Origin of the sequence: Caballeronia sp. INML1 (genome assembly GCF_023631085.1) — a bacterium.
GTDB classification, from domain to species: Bacteria; Pseudomonadota; Gammaproteobacteria; order Burkholderiales; family Burkholderiaceae; genus Caballeronia; species Caballeronia turbans.
This window is the reverse complement of the sequence record NZ_JALQDT010000030.1, coordinates 15,094-30,872: the sequence shown is the minus strand read 5'-3', so window position 1 is coordinate 30,872 and position 15,779 is coordinate 15,094. Positions and strand designations below refer to the sequence as shown.

General features: G+C 65.1%; 14 protein-coding genes. 5 read left to right on the top strand and 9 right to left on the bottom strand.

What is annotated here, in order from left to right; all coding sequences use genetic code 11:
• From NCR38_RS10780 to NCR38_RS10765, 4 genes are all read right to left on the bottom strand, one after another.
• The gene (locus NCR38_RS10780; RefSeq protein ID WP_061119382.1) at positions 1-1,272 is read right to left on the bottom strand and encodes an EAL domain-containing protein; all 1,272 of its coding nucleotides are present in this window, start codon (positions 1,270-1,272) and stop codon (positions 1-3) included.
• 230 nt (positions 1,273-1,502) lie between these two features.
• A complete protein-coding gene (gene mdtD / locus NCR38_RS10775) occupies positions 1,503-2,936 on the bottom strand; it encodes a multidrug transporter subunit MdtD (RefSeq protein ID WP_250477036.1) in 1,434 nt (477 codons plus the stop codon).
• A 10-nt stretch (positions 2,937-2,946) separates the two neighbouring features.
• Positions 2,947-3,693, bottom strand: coding sequence for a GntR family transcriptional regulator (locus NCR38_RS10770; RefSeq protein ID WP_061119380.1), 747 nt, complete (start codon positions 3,691-3,693; stop codon positions 2,947-2,949).
• A gap of 152 nt (positions 3,694-3,845) precedes the next feature.
• Positions 3,846-5,060 (bottom strand): MFS transporter, encoded by a 1,215-nt coding sequence (locus NCR38_RS10765; RefSeq protein WP_250477035.1) that lies wholly within the window; start codon positions 5,058-5,060, stop codon positions 3,846-3,848.
• A 339-nt stretch (positions 5,061-5,399) separates the two neighbouring features.
• Here NCR38_RS10765 and xdhA point away from each other — a divergent pair, with 339 nt between their 5' ends.
• The 4 genes from xdhA (at position 5,400) to NCR38_RS10745 (ending at position 10,369) form a co-directional block, all read left to right on the top strand.
• Positions 5,400-6,923, top strand: a complete 1,524-nt coding sequence (gene xdhA / locus NCR38_RS10760) for a xanthine dehydrogenase small subunit (protein WP_250477034.1) — start codon at positions 5,400-5,402, stop codon at positions 6,921-6,923.
• A 21-nt stretch (positions 6,924-6,944) separates the two neighbouring features.
• Positions 6,945-9,308: a xanthine dehydrogenase molybdopterin binding subunit gene (gene xdhB, locus NCR38_RS10755; RefSeq protein ID WP_250477033.1), complete on the top strand. Its 2,364-nt coding sequence runs from the start codon at positions 6,945-6,947 to the stop codon at positions 9,306-9,308.
• On the top strand, positions 9,305-9,811 hold the full coding sequence (gene xdhC, locus NCR38_RS10750; protein ID WP_250477032.1) for a xanthine dehydrogenase accessory protein XdhC: 507 nt from the start codon (positions 9,305-9,307) through the stop codon (positions 9,809-9,811). The genes xdhB and xdhC overlap by 4 nt, the downstream gene beginning before the upstream one ends.
• 108 nt (positions 9,812-9,919) lie before the next feature.
• Positions 9,920-10,369, top strand: coding sequence for a DUF4236 domain-containing protein (locus NCR38_RS10745; RefSeq protein WP_250477031.1), 450 nt, complete (start codon positions 9,920-9,922; stop codon positions 10,367-10,369).
• A gap of 1 nt (position 10,370) precedes the next feature.
• Here the strand turns inward: NCR38_RS10745 and NCR38_RS10740 are convergent, their stop codons facing one another.
• The 5 genes from NCR38_RS10740 to NCR38_RS10720 all read right to left on the bottom strand — a co-directional run bounded on the left by NCR38_RS10740 (position 10,371) and on the right by NCR38_RS10720 (position 15,380).
• The gene (locus NCR38_RS10740; RefSeq protein WP_250477030.1) at positions 10,371-11,291 is read right to left on the bottom strand and encodes an AraC family transcriptional regulator; all 921 of its coding nucleotides are present in this window, start codon (positions 11,289-11,291) and stop codon (positions 10,371-10,373) included.
• Positions 11,292-11,348: 57 nt separating this feature from the next.
• A complete protein-coding gene (locus tag NCR38_RS10735) occupies positions 11,349-12,332 on the bottom strand; it encodes a LysR family transcriptional regulator (RefSeq protein WP_250477029.1) in 984 nt (327 codons plus the stop codon).
• 138 nt (positions 12,333-12,470) lie between these two features.
• On the bottom strand, positions 12,471-13,130 hold the full coding sequence (locus NCR38_RS10730; protein ID WP_061119372.1) for a 2-hydroxychromene-2-carboxylate isomerase: 660 nt from the start codon (positions 13,128-13,130) through the stop codon (positions 12,471-12,473).
• 141 nt (positions 13,131-13,271) lie between these two features.
• Positions 13,272-14,747, bottom strand: coding sequence for a TAXI family TRAP transporter solute-binding subunit (locus NCR38_RS10725; RefSeq protein WP_250477028.1), 1,476 nt, complete (start codon positions 14,745-14,747; stop codon positions 13,272-13,274).
• Between the two features lie 348 nt (positions 14,748-15,095).
• Positions 15,096-15,380, bottom strand: a complete 285-nt coding sequence (locus NCR38_RS10720) for a hypothetical protein (protein ID WP_061119369.1) — start codon at positions 15,378-15,380, stop codon at positions 15,096-15,098.
• Here NCR38_RS10720 and NCR38_RS10715 point away from each other — a divergent pair.
• Positions 15,379-15,750, top strand: a complete 372-nt coding sequence (locus NCR38_RS10715) for a BON domain-containing protein (protein ID WP_061119368.1) — start codon at positions 15,379-15,381, stop codon at positions 15,748-15,750. The genes NCR38_RS10720 and NCR38_RS10715 overlap by 2 nt on opposite strands.
• Positions 15,751-15,779 lie beyond the last annotated feature (29 nt).

Genomic DNA, 15,779 nt, shown 5'->3' with positions numbered 1-15,779 from the left:
CTATCGCTGCTTCGCGCCTTCCCAGTTGATGTCCACGCACAGCACCTGCAGTCCGTAAGGCGTCTGCGCGGCGATCGACGCCGTCACGCAAAGATGTGCATCGTTGATGGAGAGATACGGCGCCGTTAGATGCACACGCCCCGGCGCGCGCAGCGCCTCGATGAAATACGGCCGGCGTTCCCAGCTCGCGCCCTCCGAATGCAGCAGCGGGCTGAAGCGCTTCGCGCGCTGCGACGTGCGCACGACCGGCACGACGTTGTCGCCGATCTGACGTCCGGCCTGATCGAGCAGGAAGCAGCGCGCGGTGTCGGCGAGCTGCAGCAACTCGCTCGTCGCGGTGATGAGCGATTCGCCTTCCATGAGTTTGACGGACGCGCGCTCGAGCCCGCTCACGTAAGGTCCGAGACGCGCAACCTGCGCCCGCTCGCGCGCTGCGACGCGTTCGCGCGACGCCGCCGCCAGCGCATCCATCACACCTGCCGCGACTTCGCTGTGCACCGCATCGACGCTCGGTTGCGCGAAATACGCGCCCTGCACGAAGTCCACGTTGCATTCGAGCGCGATCAACGCGTCGCGCTCGGTCGCGAGGCCGCCCATCAACACGAGCTGGCCGGATTCATGGAGCAGCGACACGAGACGCGGCAGCACGCGCTCGATATGCGAATGCTCGGTCGCCTGCTGCAGGATGCAGCGGTCGAGCGTCACGATATCGGGTCGCAGATGCCACACGCGATCGATATTCGAATGCTTCACGCCGAAGCCGTCCAGCGCGATCAGAAAGCCCGACTTGCGCAGCGAATCGACGATTTCGGCAAATCGCGTCGTCTCGCCGCCCGCCTGCTCGGGAACTTCGAGCACGACGCGCTGCGGCGGCAGGCCGACATCCTTCAGCGATGCGAGCAGGGCATCGCCGTAGCTCGTGTCCATCAGCGCAGCGGGATGCAGACTCAGGAAAAGCCATTCGTCGTGGCTGTCGAAGGCGTTGAAGTTGCCCAGATGCAGCGATTCCGCGAGCCGGCCGAGTTCGAGCAGATCGCCGCGACGCGCCGCTTGTGTGAACACCTCGTGAGACGGAATGTGACGATGCGCGTCATCGCGGGCGCGCAGGGACGCGTGATAGCCGATCGCGCGCCGGTGCGACACGGAAAACACGGGCTGGAACACGCTGAAAACGGTGTACTCGCCGTACAGCACGGTGCGACGCGATCCATCGTCGCCGGCGACGGGCCGAGGCGGCTGGAAGCGGGGAGGGTCGAGATCAACCATGCTCATGGGGTCTGGGCGCAAGGCGGGTGATTTTTATCGAGATAGTTTACCGGATCGGCATCTCAGCGTTCGAGCAAAAAGCGTGCGAATTCAATACCCAGGCGGGTCGCAGCGGTTACCGGGTGCGCCGCGCGGCCCTTTCGTGTGCGGATTGGACGCTTGTGCAACAGAGCCGGGAGCGCGCGCCGCGCGATCGTGCGTCCGGGCACCGGCGCGGTGCGCGTTCACGCGCCGTCTCAGTTCGACTCGGAAGGATCGGGCTTGCGGCGTGCCGCGCGCACTTCCGGCGCGAGCTGACCGAAGATCCACGCCGTCGCCGCAGTGATGATCCCGACGCACAGGAACGTCGCGTGGAACGCCGGCAGCGAGTTCGATTCGGTGACTTGCGGCAGAAGCCCCGTGAACGTCGACAGAATCGCGCCCGCCACGGTCACGCCGAGACTCATCGACAGCATCTGCACGAGCGAGAACAGGCTATTGCCGCTGCTCGCGCCGCCCGTGCCGAGATCCTTCAGCGTGAGCGTGTTCATCGCGGTGAACTGCATCGAATTGACGGCGCCGAAGATCGCCAGTTGCACGAGCCGCAGCCATAGCGGCTGATGCGCGCTCGCGAGTCCGAAGCTCGCCATCATCAACCCGACCAGAACCGTGTTCACGACCAGTACGCGCCGATAGCCGTGCTTTTCGATGAGACGCGTGACGACGCGCTTCGACGCCATGCCCGCGGCGGCGACGGGCAGCATCATCATGCCGGCCTGGAACGCCGTGTAGCCAAGGCTCACCTGCAGGAGCAGCGGAATCAGATACGGCATCGCGCCGCTGCCGATGCGCGCGAACAGATTGCCAAGCAGCCCGACGCTGAAGGTGTGGATCTTGAAGAGATCGAGCGAGAAGATTGGCTGGGCGGCGTGCGTCGCATGGAGGCCGTAGGCGACGAAGCAGCCGAACGAGAGGACGAGCAGCACGATGACGATCGCATGCTGCAGGCCGAGATCGGCGAGGCCGTCGAGCGAAATCGTCAGCGCGACCATGCCGACGGCGAGCAGCAGATAGCCGGCGAGATCGAAGGGCGCGGTCGCGGGATTGCGGCTGTCGGGCATGTACAGATTCGTCGCGATGCAGCCGATCGCGCCCACCGGCACGTTGATGAGAAAGATCCAGTGCCACGACGCGATCTGCACGAGCCAGCCGCCGAGCGTCGGGCCGATGAGCGGGCCGATCAGCCCCGGAATCGCGACGAACGCGAGCGCCGAGAGGTACCGTTCCGCCGGGAACACGCGCAACACGGCGAGACGCCCGACCGGCAAGAGCATCGCGCCGCCCACGCCCTGCACGACGCGATACGCGACGAGCGCCTGCAACGACTGCGCTTTCGCGCACAACAGCGAGCCGATCGTGAACACGAGGATCGCGCTGAAGAACACGCGCTTCGTGCCGAGCTTGTCGGCGAGCCAGCCGGAGACGGGAATCATCATCGCCATCGTGAGCGAGTAGGCGATCACGACGCCCTGCATGCGCAATGGCGCTTCGCCGAGGCTCTTCGCCATCGCGGGAAGCGCGGTGTTGACGATCGTCGAATCGAGCGTCTGCATGAAGAAGCCCGTGGCGACGAGCCACAGCATGATGGAGAGCGATCGGTCGGACGGCTGGGCTGTGGCAGTGTCGGTCATCGGGCTGGGCTTATTTTCGCAACTCCGCGACGAAATCGTAGTAATCGTTGCGGCAGTAGGTATCGGTGAGTTCGATCGCGCGCTGATCGGCCGTGTAGCCGACGCGTGTGATGAGCAGCAGCGCGTCGTGCGGCGCGATGCCCATTTGCCGCGCGATCTCCTCGCTCGCGTTCACTGCGCGAAAATGCTGAAGCGCGCGCACGATGGAAAGTCCGCGCGCATCGAGATAGCTGTAGAGCGAATCGCCGATGGTCTGCGGATCGGGAATGCACGACGCGGGGAACGTGGAGTTCTCGACGGCCATCACGATGTCATCGGCGAGACGCAGGCGTTTCAGGCGCGTGACGGTGGCGGCGGGCGAGAGGCCGAGCTGAATGACTTCATCGCGATTGGCGGGCTCGATGGTGCGCGAGAGCCACCTGGAGCTCGGCGTGAAGCCGCGCCGCCGCAGCATCTCGGAAAAGCTCGACAGACGCGAGAGCGGATCTTCATAACGCGGCGTGATGAAGCTGCCCGCGCCTTGCTCGCGGCGAATCAGCCCTTGTTCGACGAGCAGCGCGATCGCCTTTCTCGATGTGATCCGCGAGACGCCGAGCGCATCGGACAGCACGCGCTCGGAGGGCAGCGCTTCGCCTGCGTTCCAGCGATTGTCGTGGATGGCGTTGGCGAGCTTGCGAGCGAGTTGGAGATAGAGCGGTGTGTCGCTGTCCGGGTCCGGGCGCAAGTCGCGCCAGCGGTCTTCCGAGGTCGGGTTCATAAAGCGGACGCTAATGGGCCAAGCGGGGATTTTAAGACAAACATTGAAGACGAAGGGGCGTCCCGTCTCTTATCTTGACGAGGTTCCCTGCACTTCGAGCCGCCCGGTTCGCATTCTGCAGCTTCGTATCGACCATGGGCCCGAAGCGCGTCTCAAACCGTAGCCGGCCCACCCACCCCGCGCCCTGCGCGCATATAAAGCGCAAACGACAGCGCCACCGCCGCAGCCGCCGCCAGCGCGGCGAACAAGAATACCGACCCATACCCGAACTCGCCCGCGACATAGCCCGCGAGCGGCCCGGTCAGCCCAAGCGACAAGTCCAGAAACACCGAATAAGCCGACAGCGCCGCGCCCCGGCTCGCCGGCGGCACGAGCCCGACCGCCTCGACACCGAGCGCCGGAAACACCAGCGCGAAGCCGAAGCCGGTCAGCGCGGCGCCGGCGAGCGCGATCGTCGGCTCGGCTGCGAGCCACAGCATCAGCAACCCGGCGCACTCGAACGCAAACGACACGATCGCCACGCGGAACCCGCCGTACGCCTTGATGGTATTGGCGAACAGCAGCCGCGCCCCGATGAACATCGTGCCGAACACCGTGAGCGACAGCGCCGCGTTCGGCCAGTTGTGCGCGGCGTAATAGAGCGTGATGAACGTCGCGATGGAGCCGAAGCCCGCCGAGCCGAGCGCGAGTCCCAGCCCGTGCGGCAACACGCGGAAGAACACGCTCCGATACGACATGCGCTCGCCATGCACGATCGGCACGCTCGCCATGCGGGTCGCGAGCCAGTAGCCGAAGCCGCCAAGCGCAATCACGATCACCCCGAGCGATGCGAACCCGAGCGAATGATCGATCGCGACGCCGAGCGGCGCGCCGATCGCGAGCGCACCGTATGTCGCGATGCCGTTCCACGAAATCACCTTCGCGTTGTTCGTCACCCCGACGCGCCCGATGCCCCACGTGATCGAACCCGTGCCGACCCAGCTTTCGCCGAAGCCGAGCACGAGCCGCGCAATCACCAGCAGCACGAGGCTCACCGCATGCCATTGCGCCGCGAGCGCCGACGCGAGCAGCAGCACGCCGCTCGCCGCGCACGCCGCGAGGCCGTACAGCACGGTTTTCTTGGGGCCGAGCGTGTCGGCGGTGCGGCCCGCGAGCGGCCTCGACATCAGCGTCGCGAAGTACTGGACACTGATCGCCGCGCCCGCCATGACCGAGCCGTAGCCCAGATCCGTATGCACGTAACCCGGCAGCACCGCGAGCGGAATACCGATCGTCAGGTAGCAAAGGAATGTGTACAGGACGACGGGCAGAATCCGCAGCGTGACTGCGAAATCGCCCTGCGGCGCGATGCGAGGCTCGGAGGACATAGGGAAAGTGCGGGGTTGAATTCGGCGCGAAGGCGTGATTCTCCCATATGTTGCGGCGCAACGTCGCACGTGTTTTGTAACCAGGTGGGACAAATCGACGGTCAGAACGATCGGGCGGCAACTCCGAAAGGCTTGCTGCATAAAGCTCAGGGCACATATCGGACGAAGAATATGTCGTTCATGCAATGCCGCCTATGGGTTGTGGTTTTTGGTGGTGATAGCTTTCGAATCATCGAAGCGACAGGACCCGTCCGAGAAAGTCCCGCGAAGTCGCACATGCCACCGGCTGCGCATCCCGCGCAACCAGCAGAAAAGCATCGAAGAGCCCCGAGACATCACATGACCCAGCCGATCCGCTTCTATCACCGCAACGCGATCCAGGAAGTGAGCGGCGCGTCGACGACGCGCACCGTCCTGCAATACCTGCGCGAGGACGCGCGCTGCACCGGCACCAAGGAAGGCTGCGCGGAAGGCGACTGCGGCGCGTGCACAGTCGTCATCGGCGAGCCGGACGGCGCGGGCGGCGTCGCATTCAAGGCCGTGAACGCGTGCGTGCAGTTCCTGCCGACGCTCGATGGCCGCGCGCTCTTCACCGTCGAAGACCTGCGCCAGCCGGACGGCACGCTGCATCCGGTGCAGCAGGCGCTGGTCGATTGCCACGGCTCGCAATGCGGTTTCTGCACGCCGGGTTTTGCAATGTCGATGTTCGCGCTCTACGAAAAGCACGGCCATGCGACGACCGGCTGCCCGGGCGCATGCGAGAAGACGAAGCCTTCGCGCCAGGAAATCAGCGACGCGCTGACGGGCAATCTGTGCCGCTGCACGGGTTATCGGCCGATCATCGACGCGGCGGAGCAGATGTTCGATCACGCGCCGCTCGCGCCCCTCGACGTTCCGGCGATCGCGCGCACGCTCGAAAGCATCCAACGCGACGACACGTTTCATTACGAGCACGCCGGCCGCCGGTTCGAGGCGCCGCGCACCGCCGAGGCGCTCGCTGCGATCAAGGACAAAAATCCGAACGTGCGCATTCTCGCGGGCAGCACCGATGTCGGTTTGTGGGTCACCAAGCAACTGCGCGATCTGGGCGACATCGTCTATATCGGGCAGATCGAATCGTTCAAGCACGTCGAGACGACGCACGACTGGATCGAGATCGGCGCGGGCGTGTCGGTCGAACGCGCGTATGCGGAACTCGTGAAGATCTATCCCGAACTCGGGGAAACGTGCCAGCGCTTCGCGTCGCTGCCCATTCGCAATGCGGGCACGCTCGGCGGCAACGTCGCGAACGGCTCGCCGATCGGCGATTCGATGCCCGGCCTCATCGCGTTGAATGCGCGCGTCGTGCTGCAAAGCGTGGACGGCACGCGCGAGATGCCGCTCGAAGACTTGTACATCGCGTACCAGAAGAAGGACATGCGCGAGAACGAGTTCGTCGCCGCCATTCGCGTGCCGACGCGCGCAGGCGAGCGCGCGACGCTGCAGTTCCGCGCTTACAAGCTGTCGAAGCGCTTCGACTCCGATATTTCCGCCGTGTACGCCGCGTATTCGTTCATCGCCGATGGCGACACGATCCGCGAGCCACGCCTCGTCTACGGCGGCATGGCCGCGACGCCGAAGCGCGCATCGCACGCGGAAGCCGTTCTCGCCGATGCCCACTGGCACGAAGCCACCGTCCAGACCGCGATGCTCGCGCTCTCGAAGGACTACCAGCCGCTCACCGACATGCGCGCGAGCAGCGACTATCGCCTCGACACCGCGAAGAGCCTGCTGTATCGCTTCTGGCTGGAGACGCGTCCGCACGATCCGCTCGATAAATCGAAGCTGGACGTGCGTGCAATCGAACTGGTCGAAGCGAAGTAAGCGAAAAGGGAGAACAAGACAATGAATCAGCAAGCCGAAGCCTTTCTCGCCGAAGCCCAGTCGCTCGCGAACGAAATCGACGCGTTCAAGCAGGTCCACGTGTCGCGTCCGCATGAATCGGCGCATCTGCACGTGAGCGGCCGCGCGAGCTATACCGACGACATCCCGCCCGTCGCGGGCACGCTGCACGCCGCGCTCGGCACGAGCCCGAAGGCGCACGCGAAGATCGTGTCGATGAACTTCGACGCCGTGCGCGCGACGCCGGGCGTCGTCGCCGTCTTTACCGCCGAGGACATTCCCGGCGTCAACGATTGCGGCCCGATCATTCACGACGATCCGGTGCTCGCGCAGGGCATCGTGCAGTTCGTCGGCCAGCCGATGTTCATCGTCGTCGCTACATCGCACGATACGGCGCGTCTTGCCGCACGCCGCGCGACGATCGAGTTCGAAGAGCTCGTGCCGATCCTGACGGCGCAGGACGCGCGCAAGGCCGAATCGTATGTGCTGAATCCGCTGAAGCTGTCGCGCGGCGACGCCGAAGGGCGCATGGCGAAAGCCTCGCACCACGAGCGCGGCGCGATGAAGCTCGGCGGTCAGGAACAGTTCTATCTCGAAGGGCAGATCGCCTATGCCGTGCCGAAGGACGACGACGGCATGCACGTCTACTGCTCGACGCAGCACCCGACGGAAATGCAGCATCTCATCGCGCACGTGCTCAACGTGCATTCGCACAACGTGCTCGTCGAATGCCGGCGCATGGGCGGCGGGTTCGGCGGCAAGGAATCGCAGTCGGGGATTTTCGCGTGCTGCGCGGCGCTCGCCGCGTGGAAGCTGCTGTGCCCGGTGAAACTGCGTCCCGATCGCGACGACGACATGATGATCACCGGCAAGCGCCACGACTTCATCTACGACTTCGAAGTCGGCTACGACGACGACGGCAAGATCGAAGGCGTTTGCGTCGACATGACCTCGCGCTGCGGCTTCTCCGCCGACCTGTCCGGTCCCGTGATGACGCGCGCCGTCTGCCACTTCGACAACGCGTACTGGCTGTCGGACGTGAAGATTGAAGGCTATTGCGGCAAGACGAACACGCAGTCGAACACCGCGTTCCGCGGTTTCGGCGGGCCGCAGGGCGCGTTCGCGATCGAGTACATCATGGACAACGTCGCGCGTTCGGTCGGAAAGGATTCTCTCGACGTGCGCCGCGCGAATCTCTACGGCAAGACGGAAAACAACAAGACGCCTTATGGGCAGACGGTCGAAGACAACGTCATCCACGAGCTGATCGCCGAGCTCGAAGAGACGAGCGATTATCGTCGGCGGCGCGCGGCCATCAACGCATTCAACGCGAACAACGAAATCCTGAAGAAAGGCCTTGCACTGACGCCGGTGAAGTTCGGCATCGCGTTCAACGTGACGCATTTCAATCAGGCGGGCGCGCTGGTTCACATCTATACGGATGGCTCGATGCTCGTGAACCACGGCGGCACCGAGATGGGCCAGGGTTTGAACACGAAGGTCGCGCAGGTCGTCGCGCATGAGCTCGGCGTGAACTTCGAGCGCGTGCGCGTGACGGCCACCGACACGAGCAAGGTTGCGAATACATCGGCGACGGCCGCATCGACGGGAACGGATTTGAACGGCAAGGCCGCGCAGGACGCCGCGCGCCAGTTGCGCGAACGGCTCGCGAAATTCGCGGCGGAGAAGTTCGGCGGCGGCACGGTCACGCCGGAGCAGGTGCGCTTCGCGAACGATCGCGTGATCGTCGGCGACGATGCGATTCCGTTCGGCGAAGTCGTGCAGAAGGCGTATCTCGCGCGCGTGCAGTTGTGGTCCGACGGCTTCTACGCGACGCCCAAGCTCTACTGGGATCAGGCGACGATGCAGGGCCGCCCGTTCTTCTACTACTCCTATGGCGCGGCCGTATCGGAAGTGGTGATCGACACGCTGACCGGCGAGATGCGCGTGCTGCGCGCGGATGCGCTGCATGACGTGGGCGCGTCGCTGAACCCGGCGCTCGACAAAGGCCAGGTCGAAGGTGCGTTTGTGCAGGGCATGGGCTGGCTGACGACGGAAGAACTCTGGTGGAACGACAACGGCAAGCTGATGACGCACGCGCCGTCCACCTACAAGATTCCGACGACGAACGACATGCCCGCCGATTTCCGCGTCGATCTCTTCAAGAACCGCAACGCGGAAGACAGCATCCATCGCTCGAAGGCCGTGGGAGAGCCGCCCTTGTTGCTGCCGTTCTCGGTGTTCTTCGCGATCCGCGACGCCGTTTCCGCGGTCGGCGATCACAAGGTGAATCCGCCGTTGAACGCGCCCGCCACGGCGGAAGCGATTCTCAAGGCAGTCAACGCGGTGAGGAGTGCGCGGTCATGATGCACGTCGTCCTGTTCGGGGCGGGCCATGTCGGCCACGCGCTCGTGAAGGTGCTCGGCACGCTGCCGTGCGTCGTGCAGTGGGTCGATGCGCGCGACGAACTCTTCCCCGACGAAGTCCCGGCGAACGTGCAGATCGAAGCGACCGATCTGCACGATGCGATCGTCGACGAGGCGCCGGCGGGCGCGTACTTCATCGTGATGACGCACGATCATTCGCTCGACTTCGCGCTCACGCAACGCATCATGCGGCGCGACGACTTCGCCTACTTCGGCCTGATCGGATCGAAGACGAAGCGTGTGAAGTTCGAGCGGCGTTTGATGGAGCGCGGGGTGGCGGCGCAGCGGCTGACGGAGATCACGTGTCCGATCGGCGTGGAAGGGATCGCCGATAAAGCGCCGTGGTCGATCGGGTTGGCGGTCGCGGCGCAGTTGTTGAGGGTGAAGGAGGTGGCGGCGCGAGTGGGGGCCGAAGCGTCACGAACAGTCTGCGCGACCGCGTGAAGCACCGTTTCGCTCCTCGTGACTGTCTTTGTCGATCTCGGTGCGATGTCCTCGGAACGGTCGGATAGATCGCTCAACCTGCATCCCTGACATGTCGGAATCGACGATTTGAGTAAGGGAAGCAGTGATGGGGTTCGGTTTTCGCGAGAGCATCAAGATATTGCCCGGCGTGCGGTCAATCTGAGCAAGAGCGGGATCAGCACCTCGATCGGCGTAAAAGGGTTCACCTACAACACGCGCGGCCGCATCACGACGAGCATTCCGGGCACCGGCATCTACCACGTCACCAATCTGAGAACGAAAGGCGCGCGGCAGCCGTCGCGCAGGCAATCGGCATCGCTCGAATTCAGAATGTGCGTGCAGGAGCGCGTCGTGTGCGCGCTGCGCGGCTACTTTCTTTCGCACGGCATCTTTGTAAGCGAAGCGAACCTCGGCCAGGCGACGGAACTCGTCGAGCACGATGCGCCGGCGTCCGCCGCAAGCGAAATCGCGGCGCCCGCCGCGCAGCACGATGCTGCCGAGGATCACCACGCGTATTACCGCTCCGATTTCCGCTGACTTAGCCCAACCCGTTCGTCGCCCGAAACCTCCCCGGCGCCACCCCGTAAAGCTCCTTGAAACGCTTCGAAAACGCCGCCTCGGATTGATACCCCACATCCGCCGCGATATCCGCGATGCTCTTTTTCGTATGCGTGAGCATCGTGCTCGCGAGCTGCATGCGCACGTGACTCAGCAAGGCGAGCGGCGAGCTATCGGAGCGCGCCGAGAACGCGCGCATGAACGTCGCGCGCGACATGGCCGCTTCCTTGGCCAGCATTTCGAGTGTCCACGGTTCGGCGGGGCGCTCCAGCATCGCGATGATCGACGCGCCCAGCCGCCGGTTCGCAAGCAGTCCGAGCACGCCCGCGAGCGAGGGCTGCCCGTCGAGCCAGGCGCGCAACACCATCGTGAAGAGTGCGGTAGACAGGGCCGTGACGATCGACGGCGCGCCCAGTTGCGCCTCTTCCGCCTCGCGGCGCATCGTCTGGACGAGCGGCGCGAGGTAAGTCGCCGATGCATTCGCGAACGACACATGCACGACATCCGGCAACACGTCGATCAGCAGGGCGCGCGGCGCATAGAGAAATCGACCGCACAGCAAGTCCACGCCCGGGGGCTGCCCGCCGCAATTGCTTTCCACGGTGACCGCGCCGTTGTGGCGCACGTTCATCTCCGTCTTCGCCGCCCCGTTTTCACGAGGCTGAATGCTCAGCACGTGCGCGTCGCCGCGCGGCAAGAAGAAGATGTCGCCTGCCCGCAGTTCGAGCGGCGCATGACCCTTTCGAAGCACCGTGCACGCGCCATCGAGCACGACGTGATACACCGCTTCGCCAGCGGGCGCGGGCGCGTGATCGAGTTCCAGCGGACCGCTCAGCAGGCAGCGCAGATCGAGGGCGCCGGAGAGGTGCGCAAGCTGGATCAGTTTGTCGAGTGCGTCCATGTGGGCGGGCCGGCGAGGTGTCGTTCCGGATAGTACCGAAGTCCCGCCAGGCGTGCGCTACTTCGCGAGTTCGCCCAGTTCGCGGGTCTCGTCTCCCGAGGGCGCCGCGACGGCCTTCTTGCGGGTGAGCGAATCGGACACGGTCGACATCAGCGTGCGCAGCCACGCGACATCCGTCGGCTGATCGGGCTGCGGCACCGAAAGCTGATAGCACTTGATGCGCGGAAACGGCACCGGCGAGTCGAGCACCGCGAGCGGCAGCATCGCCGCATAGTGCTGCGCGAACCGGCGCGGCGCGGTGAAGATGAGGTCCGACTGCAAAAGCACCTGCGGCACGAGTCCGAAGTAGGGAATCGTCGTGACGATGCGCCGCTCGATGCCCGCGCGCGAAAGGCCGACGTCGATCGGATGCCGCCTGCCGCCGCTATACGGCGTCGGCGCGAGATGCGCGGCGAGGGCATAGCGTTCCACCGTCAGCGGCTCGCGCGCGAGCGGATGGTTCGCGCGCATCAGGCAGACGAATACGTCGGTGAACAGATCCTGGCGTTCGAAGCGCGGCTCGGGCTTCGTCCAGTTGGCGACCATCAGATCGATTTCGCCTTCGTCGAGCATGCGCTCGTGGTCGCGCATCGGCGTGAGCGACTCGATCTCCAGACGCGCATTGGGCGCCGCGTCGCGAAAAGCCGCGACGAGCGTCGGCATGAAGAAATCGTTCAGATAATCCGGCGCGGCGACGCGAAAGGTGCGGCGCGAGCTTGCCGGATCGAAATCGCCGTGCGGCGTCGCGACGAATTCCACTTCGCGCAATGCGCGTTGCGCCGGCGCGAGCAGCGATTCGCCGTACTCGGTCGGCACCATGCCCTGCTTGCCGCGCACGAGAATCGGATCGTTCAGGATTTCGCGCAGGCGGCGCAACGCGGTGCTGATCGCCGGCTGCGTCTGGTTCAGCCGTTGCGCGGTCTGCGTCACGCTGCGCTCCAGCAGCAGGGTGCGCAGCACACGGATGAGCCAGATGTCGAGTGAGTCGGCGGGATCGTTCATGGCTTGCGAAACGGTTGAATTCGGGTTGCACGGGCGCGAACTCGCGAACCCTCACCCGAAGTTAAACGCTTATCCGTTTTTGACACCATAGCGAGCGCGCTATGCACGGCATAGGCGCGAGCGCCCACCCGGCCAGCATCAACCGAAATCGGCATCTCGCGGCGCGATGGGCAGCGCGCTGATGCGCTTCACTTCCGCGCCGTCGAGCCAGTTCGGCGAGCGCGCGACATAGAGCACCATCGGCAGCGTGTCCTCGCCCCAGAAGATCTGATCGTTGACGAGGAAGGTCGGCACGCCGAACACGCCCATCGCCACCGCGCGGTCGTTGTTGTCGCGCAGCTTCGCCTTGACGTCCTCGTCCTCGATGCGCGTTTCGCCGTCCGGCATGCCGACGCGCTCGCACAATCCGCGAAAGCCCTCCGGCGTGGAGGGATCGCGCCCCTCGCGCCAGATGTAGCGAAAGATCTCGCGCACGCGGCCGATCTCGCCGTTCGCCAGCACGGCGAGCCGCAGTGCCTTGCTGGGGTCGAACGGATGCGCGGGCGGCATCCTGAACGGAATGCCCAGTTGTTCCGCGCGGAACAGCGCGTGCCGGTAGGTGAAGACGCGTTTGGAGGGAATCGTCGCGGCGTGGGGCTGGCCCCAGCGGTCGAGCAGCTTCATCAACTGGACGGGGACGAGCTCGAACGGCATGTCCGGCCATTTTTCATGCTGTTCGAGCAGCAAGTACGAAAACGGCGAAATGAAGTCGAAGAAAAAGTACGGATGACCAGTACTGGTCGAATGCGGGGCACTCATGTTCCCTTCTCCCTGAGATTCCTTGGCTTTGCTCGCGCAAACGCGCGCCTGAGCCTCATCTGTTCGTTTTTTGTCGTGTCCTGCATGGCGGATGCGACGCGCGCGGCGTTGCATCCCGTTCTTGCGTTCCTCCAATAGATATTACGTGCTGCCTTGTTCCGTGTCTGCCCGCGAAGCGACAACGGACGCGTCCGGTTGCGCCACGTCGCGCGCGGGGGCTTCGTCGGGCTGCGCGACGGGCACATGCGCGAGGCGCTGCCGCACGAAGCCGATGTGCTCGCGCAGCACGTAGAACTGATCCGCGAACGCGAGCGGCATCTTCATGCGATTCACGGCCGTTTCGATCGCGTCGATGCGGTCGAGCAGGGCATCGCGCTGGGCGGTATCGGGGCCGCTGATCGCTTCCCGCTCTATTGCAATGAGCGCGCCATACCAGCGATAGATTCGCGATTTCACGCGCCAGCGATACAGCCCCGGCACGAGCCGCAAGCCCGGAATCAGCACCACGATGAGCGGCAGCAGCACGACGAGCACGCGATCCGCGAGACTCGCGAGCCAGAACGGCAGCGTGCGGTAGAGGAAGCTCTTACCCGATTTGTAATACCGCTCGGCGTTGTCGCTGATGCGAAATTCGTGCACGAGCGGCGCGGGGAATTCGTTGGCCCGCTGCAGCAGATTGGCGCGCCCGTGCACCTCGCGCGCGGCTTCGATCAGCAGGTCGGAGAGCGCCGGATGCAGGCTGTCGCGCGCAACCAGTTCGGCTGTGGGCGCGATCATGTGGACCGGACGCGGCGGCAGGTTGCGGGAGAAGTCGAAGGCGCCCATCGGCAGCTCGATTTCCGTCAGGTACGGAAAGCGGCGCGCGTACGCATCGGCCTGGACGAAATCCATGAAGCGGATGCCCGGCGAGCGCAAGAGTTTCGCCATCGTCGGCGGCTGGGCGGAGTCGCCTGTCAGGAAAACGGCGTCGACGCGGCCGTCTTCGAGCGCTTTCGCGGCGTCGTCGCCGGCGAGCGGCAGCAGCTCCGTGTCGCCGCCCGGTTCGATGCCGTTCGCCTTCAGGAGCGTGAGCGCGAGCACGCGCGTGCCGCTGCCTTCCGCGCCGATCGCGAGCCGCTTGCCCTTCAGCTCCGACAATCGGCTGACGACTGTCGCGCCGCGATAGAACACCGCGAGCGGCACATAGGACACGCTGCCGAGCGATTCCAGGTTGTCGTGCGTCGTGCCCGGCTTGGTCAGGCCACCCTGTACGAAACCCACGTCGACGTTCGATTTCGAATCGTCGAGACGGGTCAGGTTGTCGAGCGAGCCTTGCGTCTCGAGCACGTTGAGCGTCACGCGGTTGCGCGCGAGGATCGCCTTGTATTTTTGCGCGCTGGTCCAGAACGAACTGCCTTTCGGCCCGGCGGCGATGGTCAGCGTGCTCGGCGGCGCGGGCTGGATCAGCCGCACGGCGACATAGAGCGCGGCCGCGCAGACGAGCAGGATCGGGCCGAAGGTGAGCGCGAGGTCGCGCCAGGATATCGCGACGAAGCGTGCGACGATCCGCTGCTGCGGCTTGCGTGCCGGTGGGACGTCCGGATCGGTGCCCGGATTGTTTCCTGAAGGGTGGGTCATCTCGTCGGTAATCGTAAAACTGCGTGCCCGCGAGCTTAACCGATCGCGATGCGCGGTCATTTCCACGAACGGGTTCGGCGTGGCGCGCGAGCGGCGCGTCCGGGCGGCCGGCATGGCGTCGATGGTACAGGAGATGGATCGGCCTCCGGCGGGCCGCGCGGCGCGTGCGGACTGTGACGGACGTGTGTCGGCGCAGGCGGTGCTGTTGCGCGTGCGCGGCTTCGCGGAAGGTCGCATTGTTAAATGCTTTGCGCTAATGGCCGCGCTGGGCTAAATTGACGTTCGCCGCCGCACGACAAGGCTTTTCGCGGGCCGCAGCCCGGAATGTGGGTTCGTGAGCCGCGCCAGTCAGCCGCCATGCGGCAGGTCATATTCGAGCCGACGGGGTTTTTCCGCCCGACCAACCGGCCGCAGTTTGTTTCTTTCGCCAGTCTCTCGCAGCACCGTGAGCCGCATTCGCCGGCTCGCCGCCGTCATGCCCGCGCGCCGTTTCAGGCCCCGGGCGCGCGTGGCCACGGGCAGCCGCTCGATGTCGTAGCCCAGCCGCTGGGAATGCGGTCCGGTTTTGTAGTGCAAAAACGAGCGAAGTAGCAACTGTGCGAAGTCAACAAGCGAAACAAAAGGAGAAATCATGAAAGCAGTCGATCTGTTGAAGGCGCTGGGCGTGGTGGTGTGCGTGGCCGTGGCATCGAGCGCCTATGCCCAATCGAGCGACGCGGCGGCCACGAGCACCGACTCGGCGGCGCAGGCGAAGGCTCAGAAATCCGCGACCAAGAAGACCGACCGCAAGCTCGGCTACGACGTGCGCCGCGCGCTGTCGAAGGCGCAGGGCTTCGATGTGTCGAACGTGTTCGTGCGCGCGCGCAGCGGCGCGGTGACGCTGACGGGCACGGTGCCGGAAGGCGGCCAGATCGCCCAGGCCGAAGAAGTGACAAAGGGCGTGCCGGGTGTGAAGTCGGTCTCCAATAAGCTCACCCTCGGCGTGCAAGGCGGCGGGCAGTAACACGAGTTACAGAAAGCCGGCGACGTCGC

Bases quoted from the DNA above. Each gene is read 5' to 3' on its own strand.
- NCR38_RS10780 (WP_061119382.1), bottom strand. From the start codon at position 1,272: ATGAGCATGGTTGATCTCGACCCTCCCCGCTTCCAGCCGCCTCGGCCC.
- mdtD (WP_250477036.1), bottom strand. From the start codon at position 2,936: ATGACCGACACTGCCACAGCCCAGCCGTCCGACCGATCGCTCTCCATC.
- NCR38_RS10770 (WP_061119380.1), bottom strand. From the start codon at position 3,693: ATGAACCCGACCTCGGAAGACCGCTGGCGCGACTTGCGCCCGGACCCG.
- NCR38_RS10765 (WP_250477035.1), bottom strand. From the start codon at position 5,060: ATGTCCTCCGAGCCTCGCATCGCGCCGCAGGGCGATTTCGCAGTCACG.
- xdhA (WP_250477034.1), top strand. From the start codon at position 5,400: ATGACCCAGCCGATCCGCTTCTATCACCGCAACGCGATCCAGGAAGTG.
- xdhB (WP_250477033.1), top strand. From the start codon at position 6,945: ATGAATCAGCAAGCCGAAGCCTTTCTCGCCGAAGCCCAGTCGCTCGCG.
- xdhC (WP_250477032.1), top strand. From the start codon at position 9,305: ATGATGCACGTCGTCCTGTTCGGGGCGGGCCATGTCGGCCACGCGCTC.
- NCR38_RS10740 (WP_250477030.1), bottom strand. From the start codon at position 11,291: ATGGACGCACTCGACAAACTGATCCAGCTTGCGCACCTCTCCGGCGCC.
- NCR38_RS10735 (WP_250477029.1), bottom strand. From the start codon at position 12,332: ATGAACGATCCCGCCGACTCACTCGACATCTGGCTCATCCGTGTGCTG.
- NCR38_RS10730 (WP_061119372.1), bottom strand. From the start codon at position 13,130: ATGAGTGCCCCGCATTCGACCAGTACTGGTCATCCGTACTTTTTCTTC.
- NCR38_RS10725 (WP_250477028.1), bottom strand. From the start codon at position 14,747: ATGACCCACCCTTCAGGAAACAATCCGGGCACCGATCCGGACGTCCCA.
- NCR38_RS10715 (WP_061119368.1), top strand. From the start codon at position 15,379: ATGAAAGCAGTCGATCTGTTGAAGGCGCTGGGCGTGGTGGTGTGCGTG.
- NCR38_RS10720 (WP_061119369.1), bottom strand. From the start codon at position 15,380: ATGATTTCTCCTTTTGTTTCGCTTGTTGACTTCGCACAGTTGCTACTT.